General features: G+C 32.8%; 17 protein-coding genes. 3 read left to right on the top strand and 14 right to left on the bottom strand.

Annotated features, from left to right (window positions below; all coding sequences use genetic code 11):
- The first annotated feature begins 57 nt into the window (after positions 1 to 57).
- On the top strand, positions 58 to 825 hold the full coding sequence (locus tag OQ292_RS02135) for a glucose 1-dehydrogenase (RefSeq protein ID WP_284684402.1): 768 nt from the start codon (positions 58 to 60) through the stop codon (positions 823 to 825).
- 8 nt (positions 826 to 833) lie between these two features.
- On the opposite strand, the gene OQ292_RS02130 is transcribed toward OQ292_RS02135, so the two are convergent.
- The 8 genes from OQ292_RS02130 to OQ292_RS02095 form a co-directional block, all read right to left on the bottom strand.
- Positions 834 to 1,427, bottom strand: a complete 594-nt coding sequence (locus OQ292_RS02130) for a hypothetical protein (protein ID WP_284684401.1) — start codon at positions 1,425 to 1,427, stop codon at positions 834 to 836.
- 105 nt (positions 1,428 to 1,532) lie between these two features.
- Positions 1,533 to 2,144 carry an NADH:ubiquinone reductase (Na(+)-transporting) subunit E gene (nqrE, locus tag OQ292_RS02125; RefSeq protein WP_284684400.1) on the bottom strand — a complete coding sequence of 204 codons (612 nt, stop codon included), beginning with the start codon at positions 2,142 to 2,144 and terminating at the stop codon, positions 1,533 to 1,535.
- Between the two features lie 21 nt (positions 2,145 to 2,165).
- Positions 2,166 to 2,837, bottom strand: coding sequence for an NADH:ubiquinone reductase (Na(+)-transporting) subunit D (locus OQ292_RS02120; protein WP_284684399.1), 672 nt, complete (start codon positions 2,835 to 2,837; stop codon positions 2,166 to 2,168).
- Positions 2,838 to 2,856: 19 nt separating this feature from the next.
- Complete coding sequence (gene nqrC / locus OQ292_RS02115; protein ID WP_284684398.1) at positions 2,857 to 3,594, bottom strand: NADH:ubiquinone reductase (Na(+)-transporting) subunit C; 738 nt, start codon at positions 3,592 to 3,594, stop codon at positions 2,857 to 2,859.
- Positions 3,581 to 4,765 (bottom strand): NADH:ubiquinone reductase (Na(+)-transporting) subunit B, encoded by a 1,185-nt coding sequence (locus OQ292_RS02110; RefSeq protein WP_284684397.1) that lies wholly within the window; start codon positions 4,763 to 4,765, stop codon positions 3,581 to 3,583. Before OQ292_RS02110 ends, nqrC begins: the two co-directional genes overlap by 14 nt.
- A gap of 48 nt (positions 4,766 to 4,813) precedes the next feature.
- Complete coding sequence (locus OQ292_RS02105) at positions 4,814 to 6,190, bottom strand: Na(+)-translocating NADH-quinone reductase subunit A (RefSeq protein WP_284684396.1); 1,377 nt, start codon at positions 6,188 to 6,190, stop codon at positions 4,814 to 4,816.
- A gap of 192 nt (positions 6,191 to 6,382) precedes the next feature.
- Entirely contained in the window at positions 6,383 to 7,486 is a 1,104-nt protein-coding gene (locus tag OQ292_RS02100; protein WP_284684395.1) for an HTTM domain-containing protein, read from the bottom strand.
- Positions 7,487 to 7,489: 3 nt separating this feature from the next.
- Positions 7,490 to 7,861 carry a hypothetical protein gene (locus tag OQ292_RS02095; protein WP_284684394.1) on the bottom strand — a complete coding sequence of 124 codons (372 nt, stop codon included), beginning with the start codon at positions 7,859 to 7,861 and terminating at the stop codon, positions 7,490 to 7,492.
- Positions 7,862 to 8,028: 167 nt separating this feature from the next.
- Here OQ292_RS02095 and ahcY point away from each other — a divergent pair, with 167 nt between their 5' ends.
- The gene (ahcY, locus tag OQ292_RS02090; RefSeq protein ID WP_284684393.1) at positions 8,029 to 9,336 is read left to right on the top strand and encodes an adenosylhomocysteinase; all 1,308 of its coding nucleotides are present in this window, start codon (positions 8,029 to 8,031) and stop codon (positions 9,334 to 9,336) included.
- A gap of 52 nt (positions 9,337 to 9,388) precedes the next feature.
- Here the strand turns inward: ahcY and OQ292_RS02085 are convergent, their stop codons facing one another.
- The 3 genes from OQ292_RS02085 to OQ292_RS02075 all read right to left on the bottom strand — a co-directional run bounded on the left by OQ292_RS02085 (position 9,389) and on the right by OQ292_RS02075 (position 11,207).
- Positions 9,389 to 9,817 (bottom strand): hypothetical protein, encoded by a 429-nt coding sequence (locus tag OQ292_RS02085; RefSeq protein WP_284684392.1) that lies wholly within the window; start codon positions 9,815 to 9,817, stop codon positions 9,389 to 9,391.
- Between the two features lie 552 nt (positions 9,818 to 10,369).
- A complete protein-coding gene (locus OQ292_RS02080) occupies positions 10,370 to 10,915 on the bottom strand; it encodes a cob(I)yrinic acid a,c-diamide adenosyltransferase (RefSeq protein ID WP_284684391.1) in 546 nt (181 codons plus the stop codon).
- A 40-nt stretch (positions 10,916 to 10,955) separates the two neighbouring features.
- Complete coding sequence (locus OQ292_RS02075; RefSeq protein WP_284684390.1) at positions 10,956 to 11,207, bottom strand: MoaD/ThiS family protein; 252 nt, start codon at positions 11,205 to 11,207, stop codon at positions 10,956 to 10,958.
- Between the two features lie 522 nt (positions 11,208 to 11,729).
- Here OQ292_RS02075 and OQ292_RS02070 point away from each other — a divergent pair.
- Positions 11,730 to 12,296: a Maf family nucleotide pyrophosphatase gene (locus OQ292_RS02070; protein ID WP_284684389.1), complete on the top strand. Its 567-nt coding sequence runs from the start codon at positions 11,730 to 11,732 to the stop codon at positions 12,294 to 12,296.
- Positions 12,297 to 12,372: 76 nt separating this feature from the next.
- Here the strand turns inward: OQ292_RS02070 and OQ292_RS02065 are convergent, their stop codons facing one another.
- The 3 genes from OQ292_RS02065 to OQ292_RS02055 all read right to left on the bottom strand — a co-directional run bounded on the left by OQ292_RS02065 (position 12,373) and on the right by OQ292_RS02055 (position 19,652).
- On the bottom strand, positions 12,373 to 13,779 hold the full coding sequence (locus OQ292_RS02065; protein WP_284684388.1) for a RagB/SusD family nutrient uptake outer membrane protein: 1,407 nt from the start codon (positions 13,777 to 13,779) through the stop codon (positions 12,373 to 12,375).
- A gap of 44 nt (positions 13,780 to 13,823) precedes the next feature.
- On the bottom strand, positions 13,824 to 16,841 hold the full coding sequence (locus OQ292_RS02060) for a SusC/RagA family TonB-linked outer membrane protein (RefSeq protein WP_284684387.1): 3,018 nt from the start codon (positions 16,839 to 16,841) through the stop codon (positions 13,824 to 13,826).
- Between the two features lie 753 nt (positions 16,842 to 17,594).
- The gene (locus tag OQ292_RS02055) at positions 17,595 to 19,652 is read right to left on the bottom strand and encodes a carboxy terminal-processing peptidase (RefSeq protein ID WP_284684386.1); all 2,058 of its coding nucleotides are present in this window, start codon (positions 19,650 to 19,652) and stop codon (positions 17,595 to 17,597) included.
- Positions 19,653 to 20,453 lie beyond the last annotated feature (801 nt).

Raw genomic sequence — 20,453 nt, 5'->3', positions numbered from 1 at the left:
CAGCTTTTGCATTTGATAGTGTAAAAGCTGATCTTGTTTTTTAAATCCATAAAATATATGAAGATGAAAGAACTTTTTGACTTAAATGGTAAGGTGGCAATCGTTACAGGAGCAAGCAAAGGCATTGGAGAAGCTATTGCTTATTTTTTAGGTAGGGCAGGAGCTAAGGTTGTAGTAAGTAGTAGAAAGCAAGATGCAGTGGAAACCGTTGCTCAAAAATATAGAGAAGAAGGTATCGAATGTACTGCAATTGCTTGCCAAATGGGCGATATGGAAGCTATTGAAAATTTGGTAAGTGAAACGGTTAAGGTTTATGGTACTATTGATATTGTAGTAAATAATGCAGCAACTAATCCTGTGTTTGGGCCAATTATAGAATCAGATTTGAGTGCTTATGATAAAATTATGGATGTGAATGTAAAAGGTCCTTTACATTTAGCGAAACTGGCTTACCCATATTTGAAGAAAAGCGAAAATGCATCTGTAATTAACATTAGTAGCGTAGAGGGAGTTACTCCGGGTTTTGGTTTGGGTTTATACAGTGTAAGTAAAGCCTCTTTAATTATGCTTTCTAAAGTATTAGCAAAAGAGTGGGGGCCAGATAGCATAAGAGTTAATACAATTTGCCCAGGGTTAATTAAAACCAAGTTTAGCCAACCTCTCTGGACAAATGAAAAAATAATGAAACAAGTAATGGCTGTACAGCCAATTAAAGAAATAGGTAAACCAAAAGATATTGCTGGTTTGGCTTTAATGTTGGCTTCTAAAAGTGGAGCTTACTGTACTGGTGCAGTATTTACTGCTGATGGTGGTTTAACTATTTAAGTTAAAAATCACCTTTCGAAAAGATTATTTAATAATAGTTCAAATTCTTGTGCCTTGGTATATTGGTGGTCGCTATAAACATTAGCTACAAGCTTAATATAACTGGGCTTTGAATCAATGCTTACGTTTTCAATCTCAATATTCCCATACTTTTGATCTATTAATTGATCTTTATTCTTGCCTTTCAACTTTGGCTTAAGGTAAAATCTTTCTTTGGTTTCTACATATGCGGGTCTGTCGTAGATTTTTCTGCTAGAGTTTTTTAGATGATACCCAGTATTTAAAACTTGGTCTCTAAATAAATCGAATAGAAAGTTGAAATCGCGAACAGTTAGGGAATGATGGTAACTAAAAGCAAAGCCATTGGCATAAGGTGTTTCTAGTATATGAACATGATACTCATCTGCCACATTCGCTTTTTTATTGATGTAAGCTGTATAAATTTTCTCTAAGTGTATTTTATAAATACCTTCGTTTACCCACCTAAAATAATCTCTTTGGTATTGTTCTGTTCTTGTGATGTCTTCTGTAATAAAAGCTTCTTTATTTTCACCAGAGGCATTTGGGAATAGTTTATTATATATCTTATCAAAAAATGTCATTCCTGTTTAATTGATGAAAATTTAGCTTAGTGAGAAGCCAAGATATAAAAAAAGCGCCACAGTTAAAACTGTAGCGCTTTTGTATTATATGAGGATAATTTCTAATTAGATAGAGATACCCATAAAAGACATAAATGCGATACCCATTAAACCGGTAATGATAAAAGTAATACCTAAACCTTTTAATGGAGCTGGAACGTCTGAATATTTTAATCTCTCTCTAATTGCAGCTAAAGCAATAATTGCTAAGAACCAACCAATACCTGAAGAGAAACCAAATACTGTAGCTTCAACTATAGTATATCCTTTTGGTACCATAAATAAAGAAGAACCTAAAATTGCACAGTTTACAGCGATTAGAGGTAAGAAAATACCTAATGAACCGTAAAGGGCAGGAGAGAATTTTTCGATTGTCATCTCTACCAGCTGTACAATAGAAGCAATTACAGCAATAAACATAATAAACTGCAAAAAGCTAAGGTCAATTGATGCAAAATCTGCACTTAACCAAGTAAGCGCTCCTTCTTTTAGAATAAATTCGTAAATCAACCAGTTTACAGGAACTGTAATGGTAAGTACGAAAATTACAGCGATTCCAAGACCAGAAGCTGTAGATACTTTTTTGGAAACAGCCAAGTATGAACACATTCCTAAGAAGTAGGAAAAGATCATATTTTCTATAAAAATTGACTTAATTCCGAGATTTATAAGATCCATGATTTTCTAATTCTTTTATGATTAACTATGTTCTACGTAACCGTTTCTCCATCTTTGTACCCAGATTACAATTCCTATGATAAGGAATGCACCTACTGGTGAAGTCATAAGACCGTTGGTTGGGAAACTTGACCATCCGATTGCTTCAAATACTTTGAAGTCGAAGATTGATCCTGAGCCGAATAACTCTCTAAAGAAAGCTACTACTAAGATTACCCAAGCATAACCAAATGAACTTCCAAAACCATCGAGCATAGAGTCGTAAGGTTTATTACCCATAGCAAATGCTTCAAGACGGCCCATTACGATACAGTTAGTAATAATAAGACCAACATAAACACCTACTACTTTAGCTACATCATATAAGTATGCTCTTAATATTTGGTCAACAAGAATTACTAATGCAGCTACAATACCAAGCTGAACAATAATTCTAATACGCTGTGGAATGGCATTTCTTAAAAGAGAAATGATAACGTTTGAAGCTACAACCACAAACATTACAGCGATTGACATTACTAGTGTAGGTTCTAATTTTGCTGTTACCGCAAGCGCTGAGCAAATACCAAGTACCTGTACGGTAATTGGGTTATCATCATCCAAAGGATCGCTAACAATTCTTTTCCGTCTTTTAGATAAGAGTGCTTCGCTTTTCGCTTTAGCAACTGTTTTTTCTGCAGTTTCGGTACTCATATATATTTTATTTTTTCGATTATAAACTACTTATAGATTCTCCACCCTTAAGTTTCTTAAGGTAAGCTTGGTAATACTCAAGATAATTGTAAAGCATATCGTTTACACCATTTGCTGTCATAGTCGCACCTGATAGACCATCAACTTCATGCTCTCCTAATCCTGTGTGGTTTTCACCTTTAACCATTTCTACAGATACATACTTACCTGATTCATCGTTAATGGTCTTACCTTGATATCTTTGTTGAACTGGAAGATCAGTAATTCTAGCACCTAAACCAGGAGTTTCACCTTTATGGTCAAAAGAAACACCCTTGATAGTATTTAAATCATCTTCTAGTGCTACGTATCCCCAAATGTAATCCCATAAGCCGAATCCATAAATAGGAACGATGATGGCTTCGTATTTTTCAGGATCACTTTCGCTCATGAACATATAAACAGGGTATTTTCTGTCTTCTGGTTCTTTTTTGTATTCCTTATCAACATTGATGTCTTCAGGAACTACGTCTTCTAGAACTTCACCATCGTAGTTTATAGCAGTAGATTTTATTCTTTCATCATAAACTACAGCTAAATCTTGTTTAGCTTTTCCTTCAACATCCATTACAGCACTAAGAATCTGCTTTTTGGTGTCAAGTTCTATAGATATTTGTTGTTGCTCTTTAAGACCAACAGCAGCAAGAGATAAAAGTCCTCCTAGAACAATTGTAAGACCTGCTGCAAATGCGATTATATAAGTGTTAGACTGTTGCACGTTTTAACCTCCTTTTTTTGTTAGCTTGGATAACATAAAAATCTATAAGCGGTGCGAATACATTCATTAATAATACCGCTAGCATGATACCTTCTGGATATGCTGGGTTAAATACCCTGATAAGTACAGTTAGCATACCAATTAGGAAACCGTAAATCCATTTTCCGGTATCAGTGTGTGTACCAGTAACAGGGTCTGTAGCCATAAAAGTAGCTCCAAAAGCAAGACCTCCAATTACCCAATGGTAATGTGGTGGAAGCCCCATAAATGGATTAGCTCCTGCTAAGTTAAAAATAAGACCCATTACATATGCTCCTGCAAATACAGTAAGAATAATTCTTCCACTGCCAATGCCAGTAAAAACTAATACTGCTGCACCAATTAGACAAGCTAAAGTAGAAGTTTCTCCAATTGAACCAGGAATAGTTCCTAAAAACATACTAGTGAAAGTATACATTTCTGGATTCCAGCTAGATGCAAAAGAATCTAAAACAGAACCAGTTTGTGTAGAAGCTGCTAAAGCTAATGCAGTAGCACCAGAGTAACCTTCAACAGAAGCAACTCCGTCCAGTGCAGTCCAAACATCACCAGAAATATCAGTAGGGTAGGCGAAGTATAAGAATGCTCTGGCTGTCATAGCCACATTCAAAATATTCATTCCTGTACCTCCAAAAACTTCTTTTCCAAGAATTACTGCAAAAGCAGTAGCCATTGCAACTTGCCATAATGGAATTGTTGCAGGCATAATTAAAGGAATAAGCATCCCTGTTACAAGGAAACCTTCGTTTACTTCGTGTCTTCTAATGGTAGCAAAAGTAAATTCTATACCCAAACCAACACCATAAGAAACCACTACAATTGGTAATACTTGAATAGCTCCAAAAATAACTTTATCGATAAGCTCTCCACCTTCACCTGTAGCTAAAAAATGCTGATGACCAACGTTCCAGATTCCAAATAATAAACATGGAAGCAGTGCAACGATCACTGTCATCATCATCCTTTTAAGATCGATAGCGTCTCTTACCTGAACTCCCTTAGATTTAGTTGTATCAGCAGGAGTAAAGAAAAGGGTTTCGTGAGCTTCAAATATGTAAAAATACTTTTCATATTTGCCCCCTTTCTCAAATTGCGGTTTTACTTTATGTAGAAAATCCTGTATGAACTTCATTTATATATCAAACTATTTGAAAATTATTTACAAAAGAGTACAGACTTCTCAGCCTTCCATCATAAGATTAATACCTTTTCTTACAATAGACTGTACATCATGTTTAGAAACATCTATGTATTCGCAAAGTGCTAGGTCTTCTTCTGCTACTTCGTAAATACCAAGTGCTTCCATTTCATCAAAGTCTTCAGCAAGGATGGCTTTTAACAAATGGGTTGGATAAATATCCATTGGAACCACTTTTTCAAATGCACCAGTCATTACAAATGCTCTTTTCTGGCCATTTGTATTAGTATCTAGTACATATTCTTTGTTTCCAGAATTTAGGAAAGAAAATAACCCTAATGCTCTGTGAAAGCTCAATCTATTTTTAGTAACTGAAAACCATCCTTCAGTAAGTACAAATCTTTCGTTATCGCCTTCAGGGAGTACAGAGATCATATTATCATAATATCCCAAACTTCCTTCTATCCCAATATTTTCTCCTGTAAGTACATTTCCTGAAACCACCCTAACATGTTCGTTTTTAAGGTTGCCCTCAACAAATTTCTTTACAGAAGCACCTAAATAAGTTTTATAGTATTGAGGTGTTTTTACTTCAGAACCTGCTACAGCGATTATTTTGCTGGCATCGTAAATGCCATCCATAAATAATTTACCTATCTGGATAACACCATAAGGGTTAAGCGTCCAAACAATATCTCCTACATTAATTGGATCGATATGGTGAATTTGAACACCAACGTTTCCAGCAGGGTGCTTGCCATAAAACTTGTTAAGTTGAATATTTTTAGCTTTTGAAAAAATTGCAGGAACCTCATCATCTCCATTAATATTTACATGGATAGGTCCTTTAGTTAATTTTTTCAAGATCTCTACACCAGCTTGAAAGTATTTGTCTTGATCTTTAAAGATAAAAGCATAATCTGGTGCCAGAGGGTGGCTATCAAAGGCAGAAATAAATATAGATTTAGGAGTATCTTCAGGATTAGCAATTACTGCATATGGTCTTTGAATAATATTAGGCCAGACTCCTTTTGTAAGCATAATTTCTTTTGCTTCGTCTGCATTCAAACTTTCAATTTCAGAAATTGAAAATTTCTTGCCCTCATCATATACAATTTCCTTGTCTGCGAGTATCTTAATACCAAGAAGCTTTCTTTTTGCTCCTCTTTCTACTGCTACGATCTCTCCACTAACTGGAGAAGCAAACATGATATTATCTGCCTTTTTATCGAACAATAAAGGAGTTCCTGCTTTCACTGTATCTCCTTCTTTAAATGTCACTTTAGGTCTGGACATTCCTGGAAAATCAGTGGGTTTTAATACGTAAGTATCGGGCGTGATATCGGGGCCAATTTTTTTCTCGGCTTTACCTGCGAGATTGATGGTGAATCCTTTCTTTAACTTAATGCTTTTTGACATTTCTAATCGCTATGTATCCTCAATAATTTGCTGCGAAATTATTAAATAAACAATTATCAGAAAATAATTTTTGCTTGTTTAGATTTATTCTAAATAAGCTGGTTGTATCTCAAACTATCTCTGACTGTTGGTTAATAACTGCATTTAAAATTTGAAACTTTTCAAAGTTCAATACTATTGATAAAGAGGGGGTTATAAAAATTTTTTTATGTTAAATATTGATGTTTTTTCATTGAGAAGAAAAATATACATAAAAATCCAAGGTGAATAGAAGGAACCTACCCCTAAAAGGATTACAGTTCCCCAATGAAACAGTATTCCACCGCTTATAAAAATTAATCTAAGTTTTTTTAAAAGAATTGATGAAATAAAAAATAGCTGTAAAAAGATGGCACAATTGGCTAAAACGATTATCAACCATTTTTGATTTAATAAAAATTTAAAATTAGTATCGTGTAAATGCAGATGAGCCTCAAAGTTATCCCCATTAAACCAATGGATGCCAGAAACAAGTACTTTTTCAAGTCCGCTAAAGAAATAGCATAAGCCAATAGATATTTGAATTAAGAATAATATTTCTCTTACAGCATTCTGGTTTTTGCCATTATAATATAATGCGATTGGCATTAATAATATGCCATAACCGAATGAAGCATAAGTGTGATCTATTTTTTCGAAACTTTGTTGCAAACCAAGTTGATAAAAAAAGCATATAGCTATTATTACTGAGGGTATGAACTTTCTTTTTTGGACAATTACTAAAACCAAAGAAATATAGTAAGCGATACAAATAACATGTATTGTTAAATTCGATGGATAACTTCTTTGAAAGAAATTTAGAATAGAGACTGGTTTATATAGTAATGCGAAGTTTTGTAATTGTAGTAAAATAATGTACCAGTCGTAAGTGTAAATAATGCATCCAGAATAGAATATAGTAGATAAAATGAGGATGTATTTAGGTTTTGGTACATTTGGCTTAGTGTTACTAATAAATTCGAAAATGCTATTTTTTGACTTATATACATAATATGTAGCAAGTATAAAGCAATAAACTATATCAAAGCGTAAGATAATTTGATGGAACTTTCCCAAAAAAAAGTCAACCGAAAACCTTTGACTTTCTACTAAAAACCTCGGGTATACAAGATTTACCAAATAGTTAATTGTTGGGAAAGCTCTGTTGTTGTTGAGGTATTCGATAATAATTGGTTGAAGAAAGAAAGTTAGTATTAGGTTGATTAATAATAAAATTAAAATGGATAGTACTATTAATTTTAAGTTTACCTTCTTCACATTTTATTTAGTTATAAATGATATTGTATCTGCTTGTGTGCTTAGCTCACTATATCTTAAAAAATATAATTTAATCTCTTTTTCTGCTATTTGATCTGCTGCTACCTTAAGTATTTCTTCTGTTTGATTTCTGTAATAATAGTTTCTCATTAAGTAAGTAAAAATACTCTCGTATAAACCTCGTTCTTGGGCATTAAAAACTTCTTTTTTGTGTTTATTATACTCAATAAGAATTTCAAATTTTTCAGTTTGAACCTTATTTATAACAGGTTCGGCAAACATACCAAACCTATAAAAAGGGAAAATTGATTTTTGGAGTATAAAAGGAATGATAAAGGTCAAAAAAAATGATATTCTTAAAAAATTAGCATTCATTTCACTTAATTATAGTTATTAACATTTGTTTTTTTTTTAGGATACTTGCACTATTCCTATAATATATTGAAAAATATTATGTGATTGTATGAAAATGTAATTACTAATTATTGAACTTCTTTTTTTATAGCTAATTTTGTCAAAATTTATTTAAAATAATTAATTACATGGTAGACACAAACGTCAATTATAAAGTAAAAGACATTGCGCTAGCAGATTGGGGCAGAAAAGAAATTAAATTGGCTGAAGCGGAAATGCCTGGTTTAATGTCGCTAAGATCTGAGTTTGGTGCTCAACAACCTTTAAAAGGTGCACGTATTGCTGGATGTCTTCATATGACAATTCAAACAGCAGTGTTAATTGAAACCCTAGTTGAACTTGGTGCTGAAGTTCAATGGTCTTCTTGTAATATTTTTTCAACTCAGGATCAGGCAGCAGCAGCAATAGCAGAGGCTGGTGTACCTGTATTTGCATGGAAAGGAATGAGTGAAGAAGAATATAACTGGTGTATTGAGCAAACCTTATTTTTTGGTGAAGACAAGAAGCCATTAAATATGATTCTTGATGACGGCGGAGACTTAACTAATTTAGTTTTAGATACTTATCCTGAATTAGTAAGTGAAATTCAAGGAATCTCTGAAGAGACTACTACTGGTGTTTTAAGACTTTATGAAAGAATGAAGAAAGGAAAATTACCAGTACCTGCAATTAATGTAAACGATTCTGTTACAAAATCTAAATTTGACAACAAGTATGGTTGTAAAGAATCTGCTGTTGATGCAATTAGAAGAGCAACAGATGTAATGATTGCTGGTAAAGTAGCAGTTGTAGCTGGTTATGGTGATGTAGGAAAAGGAACTGCATTATCTCTTAGAGGAGCTGGTGCAAGAGTAATTGTAACTGAGATTGATCCAATATGTGCTTTACAAGCTGCAATGGATGGCTTCGAAGTAAAGAAAATGGCTAATGCTGTACCAAGAGCAAATATTGTTGTAACTGCTACAGGTAATAAAGATATTCTTACTGGTGAGCATTTCAAACTGATGAAAGATAAGACCATTGTTTGTAATATTGGTCATTTTGATAATGAAATAGATGTTGCTTGGTTAAACAAAAACTATAAAGAAGCTAAATATAATGTTAAGCCTCAGGTAGATGTTTACAATGTAGATGGCAACGAAATAATCCTTCTAGCAGAAGGTAGATTAGTAAACTTAGGTTGTGCTACAGGTCACCCTTCATTTGTAATGTCTAACTCATTTACAAACCAGACTTTGGCTCAAATGGAATTATGGCAAAATGGTGATAAATACGAAAATAGAGTTTATACCTTGCCTAAACATCTTGACGAGAAAGTAGCTGCTTTACATTTAGAGAAAATTGGTGTTGAACTAGAGACATTATCTCCAGAACAAGCAGATTATATCGGTGTTAATGTTGATGGTCCTTTCAAGTCTGAAAACTATCGTTACTAATTAACATTAGGACATAACATATTTTGAAAGCCCTGCATTTGCAGGGCTTTTTTTATTTAGTTAATACATAAATTAATACTAACAGAGTAATAACTACTAGAACAAAACCTCTGCTAATCAATGGTTTTTTCTCAGGTTGAGGTTCTGGTGTTTTGTCAACTTTAGCTACAATAATGTAAGTATCTTCTTTATTATTAGAGCTTAAAAGTTTTATATTAGTATTACCATTCTCAGTTAATATTGGCAACTTAGAGATTTTCTCAAGTATCAATTCTTCTGGAGTTAACTCTTTTTTGTCTTCTACCACTTCTTTTACTGCAACTTTCTTTTCAGGATTTTTAAACAACCTGGTAAAAGCAAAGAGCACCATTAAAGTTAAAATTAATGCCATAGAAGATAGAGAAGCACCAGAAGATGTAACTGTGCTTTCTGCTAAAACTATAGATGGAATTAATAATAATATAGTGATTAAAGTTTTCATAACAACAGGCTGTTTTGTGGTTTTCAAAAGCATCACAAAAGCGGGAAAAACTCCTCTTTGCAGGAGACCGGATTCACTTCCGGGTTTGCCTGTGTTACGAAATTCTATTGTAGGTTTCGTATAGATACAGCAAACCCCGAACATTACTATGCCCGGGGTCTTACTGCTATATATTTTATATTTATTATAGCTAACCTATTGCCCCGGGAGTTGGGCTATTCTACTTCCTAGTGGATTCCATTCGCGTAAATCCACTGTGGCTTTTTTACCAAATACCATTTTCGAAATTTTTTCGTGGTACATTTTTATAAGTTTTTTAAAATGAAAAAACCCGGACAATTATCCGGGTTTTAAATATCTATAATAAGATTACTCTTATTTCTTTTTTAAACCGGATAATTTACATCGCACTCTGCTGTCGCGAGCACTGTCTAGAGATACTTGAATATGTAAATTATTTCTTTTCATGTTGCAATAGTAATATGTTTTTTCTAAAAAATCCACAAAATTTGTTATTTAGACAGATTCTTAATCTTAATATATTTAAAGATGTTATCTAGGTTTCCAAGGAATCTCTTCAGCATTCATTTCTATAGACACTTTTCTAGAAAGTACAAAAAGATAATCAGACAATCGGTTTAAGTATTTTATTATTCTTTCGTCTACTTCTTCGTTTGCTGCTAACTCAATACTTTTTCTTTCAGCTCTTCTGCAAATAGTGCGTGCAATGTGGCAATAAGATACATTTTGATGACCGCCAGGAAGTATAAAATTTTTAAGTGGAGGAAGTGCTGTCTCCATTTTATCCATTTCATCTTCTAGTAATAAAATATCAGCGTCTTCAATATTTGGTATGTTAAACTTTTTACCGGGAGCAGTTGCCAAAATACTACCTATTGTAAATAAGTTTTCTTGAATATTAATTAATAACTTTTTTCTATCAGCATTATCAGCAGAAAAATCTCTCAATAAGCCAATAAAACTGTTTAACTCATCTACTGTTCCGTACGCATCGATTCTAACATTCGCTTTCGAAACTCTTTCGCCTCCAAGTAGAGAAGTACTGCCTTTATCACCGGTTTTAGTATATATTTTCATTATTTAATAAGCTGTTGATTTATAGTCGTAAATTTAATACTTAACCACCGCTTACTGGTGGGATAAGTGCAATTTCATCAGATGTACTTAAAGAATAGTTGCTTTCAGCATATTCGTTATTAACTGCAATTGAAAGTGATTTTAATTTTCCCAACTCTGGATACTGTTCAAACAACATATTTTTCAAATTTTGAACAGTACTATTTTCAGGTAAATCTATATCGAAAACCTGTTTGCCTATAATTTCTTTAGCAATTCCGAAAGTTAAAATCTGTAATTGTATCTGCTTCATAAAGTCCCTTATTGTATATGTATTTCTTAACAGATGAATGATGAAACTAGTTTAATGTGATTTTATTAATAATGTCGAACTTTTATTACATGCCAATTTTGTTAATAAGTGTAGCGTGTATAGCTATATGTGACTTTGAATTAAAACTTAATTATTCTATTTGCAGTAAAATATTACATAAAGCTAATAACAATACGAACATGAAGAAGATAAAACTAGACTATAGAAAACTAATTATCATTATTGCTGTTGGAATTATATTCTTTGTAAATATATTGAATACATTTCTAGTGATGTTTGATTAAATGTAATTGTTGTGCAATACAATTTGCTTCTAAAGCTATCTTAAACTCCTATATCAATTCTTGCCTTATTTGTTGAAATTATATTTAGACTGATTTGCTTTAAATACAATTTCATATCATTTTTAATCCATATTAAACTTTAACTATGTTAATTGTAACAAATAAATTATGGTTTACAATTACATACCTAGTTAATCTCGAACAAACATACATTTTAATGAAAGTTATTTTAGGGTCTAACTCTCCGAGAAGGCAAGAACTCTTAAGTTATATTTTAACAAATTTTGAAGTGGAGGTAAGGTCGATCAATGAAGATTATCCTCCAGATATGCCAGTAAATGAAATAGCTGCATATTTAGCCGAACAAAAAGCTGAAGCTTTTCACGAAGATAAGTTTAAAGATGCCATTGTTATAACAGCAGATACTACTGTAACTCTTGATGATAAGTTATTAGAAAAACCTGCTGATAAATTTGAGGCGAAAGATATGTTGATGCAGATTTCAGGCAGAAAACATTTGGTGATATCTGCAGCTTGTGTGATGTTTAATGGTGAGAAGGATGTGTTTTCTGAAGTAACTGAAGTGTATTTTAAAAAATTATATGATAGTGAAATAGACTTTTATATTGATAGATACCAACCATTTGATAAGGCCGGAGCTTATGGTATTCAAGAATGGATAGGCATGATTGGAATTGAGAAAATTGTGGGATCTTATTATAATGTAGTTGGTTTGCCAATTCACTTACTATATAAAAAATTATTGGAATTAGGTGTACTGTAAAGAATAAAAAAATTTGATTGAAATAAAACAGCCAGCCCAAATTATTGAGCTGGCTGTTTTTTTATTTATCTAATGCTTAATAACCATCATTTTGAATCATATTAATATTAACATCCGTTTCTTCAATTGGAATAGCTAATATGAATCTGTCATTTGGATAGTTAACTTCGCAAACAGAAGAAGTACAATCGTTACGTACCATATCTAGTTGGTTTCGAGTAATATCGAAAATTCTATGACCTTCGAAGCATAATTCTACTCTTCTTTCATTTAAAATTTCAGTAATAAGTGCAGTACCTGTCACTATAACAGCAGCTGCCTCAGGATTTCCTCTTTGTCTGATAATGTTTAAGTCTTCTTGAGCTCCCGTATCATCACCAGATTTAGCTCTTGCTTCAGCTCTGTTCAAATAAACCTCAGATAATCTGATAACTGGAATATTGTCAGTGCCAATCTCAGCACCAGAGGAAGGGTATTTATTTACTCTAATGTTTCCATATATACCACCTAAGTCCTCATCTTCCAAGAATAATGTTTTTCTTACATCATTATCGTCCATTAAGTTTAATAAATCTTCAGAAGGTAGGTAATCACCATATCCAGTTGCTTTGTACATTCCTCCTAAGTGGTCAGAGCCGGGATTATCTACTGTAGAATAAACTATCTCCAGAATTGCTTCAGAAGAATTACCTTCAAAAAATTGAGAAGGATAATCATTTGCTGAAACTAGTGAATAATCACCGTTGCTAATTACTTGAGATGCATAGCTTTCGGTCATTTCATAGTCTTCCATGTAAAGGTAAACTCTTGAAAGTAATGCTTGGACAGCTGCTTCAGAGAAAGTCCCAGAAGTAGAAGGAGTAATAGACATTAAGCTAATTGCTTGTTCGAAGTCGCTAATAATCTGTGTGTAAACTTCAGCTACAGTATTTCTGGCAGGTTTAGCTTCTGAGTCAAATTCTAATACAATTGGTACACCGTTATGTGAAGCATCAGGGGTATAAGTATAGTGTTGGCTAAATATTCTAACCAAATCAAAATAAGCCAAAGCTCTAATTGCATGAGCTTCTCCTACAATTTGATCGAAATCAGTTGTTAATGATTCAATAGGCTCGAAGGAAGAATTAATTATTCTATTTGTAATATTTATCTCTTCATAAAGGATTGCCCAGAAATCTTCTGGTATAAAATCCTGAGGACTACCATTGTACTCAGCCCATTCACTTGCTCTATTAGCACTAGAGTTTTGTTTTACATCTTCTCCCATTACATCAGCAACAAGAGGTAAGTATCTTCCATACCACGAAGCTGATTGCATTTGATTGTATGCACCAACAATGGCCACATCAAAATCTGTATAAGATAAAAGAAAATCTTCTTCAAAAATATATTGTTCAGGTGTAGATTCTAGAAAGTCCTCGCCACATGATGTTGTAAACAACATCAAAATTGCAAAAAGACTTGATATATATAGTTTTTTCATAATTTTTTTAATTTAATTATTTCACAAATTATCTATACCATCAATTAGAAGCCGATATTAATACCAAGGTTAATTGATTTAGATAAGGGAGTAATAGTATTATAAATACCATTTGTAGATTGTTCAGGATCAAAATACAAATCATCATCAGCTACCCATGTGAAATAGTTGTTCAAGTTTGTGTAAACTCTAAGTGAACGTACATTTAGTTTGCTAGTAATAGTAGCTGGAAAGTCGTAAGCAAGGTTGATTGTTTTAAGACGTATAAAATCACCTTTATATAAATATCTTGATGAGTTTTGAGTATTTGATCCACTTGTATTACCTGCTACATATCTAGGAAATAATGCTTCATCACCTGGTTGTTGCCATCTGTTTTCATAAGCGTATACTGAAGTACTTCTTGGAAAGTAACGTCCATCACTATGGATAACCCATCCTGGCCCATCATATACATAGTTTCCGAATTGATAGTTAAAAAAGAAGTTTAGAGATAAACCTTTGTAAGCTGCGTTTAAATTAATACCTCCATAGTAATCTGGTGATGCACTTTTACCATCGTAGAAACGTGATGCTTCATTAATATCATTTGTAGTTTCTTGTTTAGTACCATCAGTGTAAAATAAAGCATCTCCATTATCAGGATCAACTCCTGCCCAACCAAATAAGTAAAACTCTTGGAAGTCGCGGCCTTCTTCTCTTCTAAACTCATCAAAATCTGGGTCAACAAAAGGTTCAGGTAGATGAGTTATCTCATTATTAAGGAAGGTAATGTTACCACCTAAATCTAGAGTAAAGTTCGGGGTTTGAACTAAATTAGCGTTTAAGGCAATTTCAACACCATTGTTTCTCATATCTCCCACATTTTGTGTTACACTTTGAAATCCCGTGGTATAAGAAAGAGGTCGGTCAAGAATTAAATCTGTAGATTGTCTGATGAAGTATTCAATATTACCTGATAACCTGCTATTTAACAGTAGAAAATCAATACCTATGTTAAAGTTTTCTTGAGACTCCCATGTAAGTGCAGAGTTTGCTACTTGACTTGGAACACCTCCTGGGCCATCTTGGTAGTTTATATTACTAAATTCATATAATCCTGCCCAACTAAAGTTACCAATGTTTGCATTACCTGTTACACCGTAACTGGCTCTCAATTTAAGATTGTTTACCCATGAAACATTATCCATAAAAGCTTCTTCACTAATGGTGTAACCACCTCCAACAGACCAAAAAGTACTCCATCTGTTTTCTGGGCTAAATCTTGATGATGCATCTCTTCGTAAAGAAACAGAACCATAATATTTGCCAGCAAAGTCATAATTAATTCTTGAAAAATATGAAAGAAATGAATAATCTGTTTTATTACTATATGCTGCTGTAGGTGTTGAAGCGTTAGCTAACACTTGTAAATCAGGATGCGGATAATTTTGGGCCTCTGTTTCTACTATATCTCTTGTTACTTTTTGAGATTCATAACCTATTAATATATCAAAATTATGATCCTCATTAAAGGTTTTGCTGTATTGCAATGTTTGAGTACCAATCCAGTTTATTTCACTTGTTGTGGCTGTATTACCAAAGCCTCCTATATTTCTACCATCACCATATCGACCATTTTCAAAAATAAACTCGTTGATATTTAGGATATCAAAACTCCATTTCGAACTAAAAGTTAGATCTTCTATAATATCATAAGTTGCAGTAATATTATCGATGATTCTAGTTTGTTTTAATTCTCGAGTATTGTCATAAAGTTGACCTACGGGATTATTACCACCCATGATATTGGTGTGATCACCATAATATCTTCCTTGGTCATCTTTTACAGGAATAGTTGGAGGTAATAATGAAGCAAGGTAGTAAGGCGCTTCCCATGCAGTTCCATCAGTAATACCCCTCTGAGTAAATTGAGAAAGGTTGATGTTGTTAGAAACTATTAATTTTTCAGAAAGATTTGCTTTTACATTAGCACGGCCTGAAAATCGTTCGAATTTATTTTCTTTTGTAACACCTTCTTGATTGTAATAACCACCAGAAAGGAAATATGTAACTTTATCACTACCACCAGTTGCACTTAAATCGTATTGTTGACTAACACCAGTTTGAGTCATTTCATCTAACCAGTTTGTATTAGCTAGATCGGGAAAGTTAGTATTAAACTCTTCCTGTGATTCTTCGAGGGTATATCCTCTGTTAATGTTTCCTTCATGAAAAAGTTCTGTGTATTGATCTGCATTTACAGGTTCTAAAAGGTTGTTATAAGCAAAATCTGAAAAACCTACTTGAGTTTTTAAATCTATTTTTGCTTTACCAGCAGCACCACTTTTTGTAGTAATTAATACTACACCATTTGCACCTCTTGAACCATAAATAGCAGTTGATGATGCATCTTTAAGAACTGTTATATTCTGAATATCATTTGGGTTTAATGAAGCTAGTACATTTGAGCTTCTTCCCCCATTACCAAAGTCAGTTTGAGAGATACTTCCAGAACTTACTGGAATACCATCAATTACATATAATGGATCGTTTGAAGCATTAATAGAACCAACTCCTCTAACTCTTACAGAAATTCCAGCTCCTGGAGCACCATCAGTAGTGGTAACTTGCATACCAGCTACACTACCTTGTAATGCACTTTGGAAAGAAGATGAAGGTAGTTGTTCAAGTTTTTCAGCTCCAACAACTTCAATAGAACCAGTAAGTTCTTCTTTTCTTTTAGTTCCATAACCAACTACAACCACTTCTGATATTTCAGTGTAGTCTGGGCCTAAATCTATGTCAACTGTAGATTGAGCGCCAACTGTAACTTCTTTTGTAGAAAAACCAACATAACTGAATTGTAATACTGCATCGTTTCCGGGAACAGTTATTCTGTAGTTACCGTCAATGTCAGTAATAGTACCAGTTGATGTACCTTTAATTAATACGTTAACACCAGGAAGTGTTGAACCGTCTTCTGTAGAAACTACTGTACCTGTTACTGTTCTTTCTTGTCCCATTGCCAAGCCGGTAGCGGCGCAGAGATAAAAGAAAATTAAAAGTAGTCTTTTCCTCATTGTTATAAATTTAAATTATTGATAAAAATTAGCGTGCTAACACAGCAGTGCCAGCATTAACATGTTAGTTAATGTGAGGTTAAGGAAAATCGATGCTTAAAAAATAAGACTATATTAAAGGCTTAAATTTTAAGTGGTAAAAGGATGAAAAACTGATTTTGAAAAAATTAATAGTATATGGAGGTTTTAAGAAATTGCTAAAGTAGTATTTCGTCATACTATAGTGTCTATATGAATAATGATTTAAATAATAGATATCTTATGCTTTACTTTTAAAACAAAGATAACCTACACTTGATTAGTTCAAGCAATTATTATTTAGTCTTAGCAATCAGATCATTTAATGCTGCAAATGTAATCAATAGATAGTTTATTTAAAAAATTTTCAATTAAACATGTGTTTTATTGAAAGTTTTTTAATATATAGGAATAGGGTAGTGGATTTTTAACGCTGCTACATAATTGGCATAGACAATATAATATTTTGTTTTTTGAGTCATGTACAGCCTTTCAAGACTGATAAAAATGGGTACTTTTAAGTTTAAATATTTTTTATTTTTTTTTATCTCACTTTAACGATTTGGTAATTTTAAATTTAATTATGCTTAATTAGCTATTTGGAAAAATGACTTTTCAGCTTGCTTGCTTTATGCATTGTTATATGAGTTGGCTTTTTTTTACCTATAATTAATTAAAAAAAAGGCCGATTGGGAGATTCCCAGTCGGCCTTCTGTAATTTGAAATGATAGTTGATTATCCAACATTCGCAATCATCTCTGCTAATATTAATGTTCCTTCTTTCAAATAGATGTCATCGTCTTTCTTCTCACTTTCTCCTTCTCCTTCTTCATCCGAATCAGAGATCTTCATTTTCTCTCTTTTGGCTTCTTCTTCTTCTAGCTCTTCTTTTCTAACCTCTTCATTCAAAGAAATTTGATCTTTTCCTTTATTCTCTTTGATATACTCAATGCCTTCTATTAATTCTTGCAGCTCTTTGTTAGTTTTAAGTCTTTGGCTGTAAGAGATATTTAAACGATCAATCAATTTTTCATCAACTTGATTCATTGTCTGATATACAGTTGATCTAATTTGATCCCAAGGAAGGGCATTAGCTTGAGCGCTCTCACCGTATTCTTCAGCAGAAAATGGGGAAGGAAATGCAATATCTGGGCTCACACCCAAATGTTGAGTGCTGCTTCCGTTAATGCGATAATATTTAGCCAATGTCAATTTTAATTGACCTAGTTTCTCATCGCTGTTCTGTATAAATCTATCTAATGCAATTAAGTTTTGAACAGTACCTTTACCAAAAGTTTGCTCGCCTATAATCACACCTCTTTTATAATCTTGAATTGCACCAGTGAAAATCTCAGAAGCAGAAGCACTAAATCTATCTACCATTACAGCTAATGGTCCATCATAAACAGTTTCAGGATCAGGATCTGTACCTACATCAATAGAACCATCTGCATTTTTTACTTGCACTACTGGTCCATCTGGGATAAACAATCCGGTAAGCTCAATGGCTTCTTGTAAAGAACCACCACCATTTCTTCTAAGGTCAATTAAAACACCATCAACATTTTCTGCTTTCAATTCATTTAGAATTCTTTTCACATCTCTTTGCGTACTTTCAAAGTTTTCGTCTCCTTGTCGTTGAGCCTCAAAGTTTCTGTAGAAAGAAGGAATGTTGATTACGCCAATATTATATTGGTTGTTCTTATATGTTACTGGAACAATCTCTTTGGTAGCAGCTTGTTCTTCTAATTTTATTTTATCTCTTACTATTGTTATTTCTTTTGGAATTGCACCAATAGTAGCTTCAGCATCTAAAATTTGAAGTGATACTTTAGAGTCTTTAGGGCCTCTAATCAATTGCACTGCATCGTCTGTTCTCCAACCAATTATGTTTACAAAAGAAGTATCTCCTTCTTGAGCAACACCAACTATACGATCGCCTTCAAATAGTTTTTTGCTTTTAAATGCTGGTCCACCAGGTATAATTTCGCTAAATGTAATATAGTCGTCTTTAGAATATAGTCTTGCACCGATTCCTTCAAGAGAAAGGCTCATATCAATCTCAAAGTTTTCTGCACTAATAGGGGAGAAATAAGAGGTGTGAGGGTCAAAGGTGCCTGCAAAAGAATTCATATAAAGCTGAAATACGTCTTCGCTGTTGTATTGCGAAATTAGTTTTTCATATCTATCATAACGATCTTGAATGGTCTTGTTAATGTCTTCTGTTTCTTTACCTGCCAACTTCATGTTTAAAGCTTGGCTTTTCAAAAGTTTTCTCCATGCATCATCTATCTCAGGTTGTGTTGCATACCAAGTTTTCGGAAGGTCTGCTTCAATGTATTCATCTTTAGTGAAATCAAATCCAGTTTTAAGAATACCCGGAATAGCTCTCATGCGCTCATTAAATCTTTCTCTAAAAACTTTAAAAACATCAAAAGCAAAATTTACATCACCATTTAATAAAAGATCATCCAGCTGATAACGGTATTTTTCAAATGAGTTTAAGTCTTCTTGTGTAAAGTAGATATGGTAACTATCGTAAGAGTTTACGTATTCTTCAAAGATTGCACTAGATAGTGAATCGTCAATTTTTACTTTACTGTAATGGTGTTGGTTTAATATAGCTGCAATAAGTGCGGCTTCTTTGTAATGCTCTGGTTTTGGTTTAAGTACTCCAGTGCTATCGTTTGTAGTTTGTGTTATTAAATTATGTAAAGGTGTAGTAGGTTCAATTGCTACAAACCCTAAGACCAAAAGGGCTATAGGGATTATAATAAGAATGATCTTCTTCATTATTTTTTTATTTAAATTCATAATTTGATCTACTGGATATAAAAACTCAAAGAGATTTTAGATGCCTTTTGTTTTATGTTCATGTTTGCTGGATATTAAAACAAAATATTATCCACAATTTAATTAATATAATTTTAATATTGCTAATGAGAAAAGGGTTTCAGGCAGATATTAACTTTTAATGGTAGATATTACTGATCAATCTATTTCTCGATTAAGCTTGCCAATATTTTCACATTCCTATCTATCTATTTATTAAGATAATTTAAACTAGTAATATAACTTCTGCTGAAGTATCTCACCATTTAAATAATTGATATTTACAATAAGCTATCTCCAATTCATTAAAATGCTATAATTGTATCTATCTGGTATTCAGGCTAATAGAAAGATTTTGTGGAGGGGTTTGTAACTTAACACTTGCTAAGTACAAGAAAAATGCTTGATAATTACAAATAATTTTGTAGTTGAAAAAAATGATAAATTAATCATGGTTATGGTTTTAGCTAGTATAATTTTTTGTAATGGAATAGTATATACCCCATTCTATGTGAATTACTATACGAAATTCAATATAAATTAACTGCTATTTAACTGAATTTGACTTTTTTTTAACAAAATTAACATACAGAATAACTCTTATTGGGGGGAGTTGTTCAATCCTCTTTATTTCGTTTTACCTGTTATTCAATCCTTGTTTTTGTAGGATTACCAATCTGATTTTTATTTAAATGGCAGATAAGTATGTTGTTTGGTTATTTATATAACAATGTGTATTTGGGTTAATTTAATTCTTGCCAC

Source organism: Chondrinema litorale, from assembly GCF_026250525.1.
Taxonomy (GTDB): domain Bacteria; phylum Bacteroidota; class Bacteroidia; order Cytophagales; family Flammeovirgaceae; genus Chondrinema; species Chondrinema litorale.
This window is presented reverse-complemented; position numbering and strand designations above follow the sequence as displayed.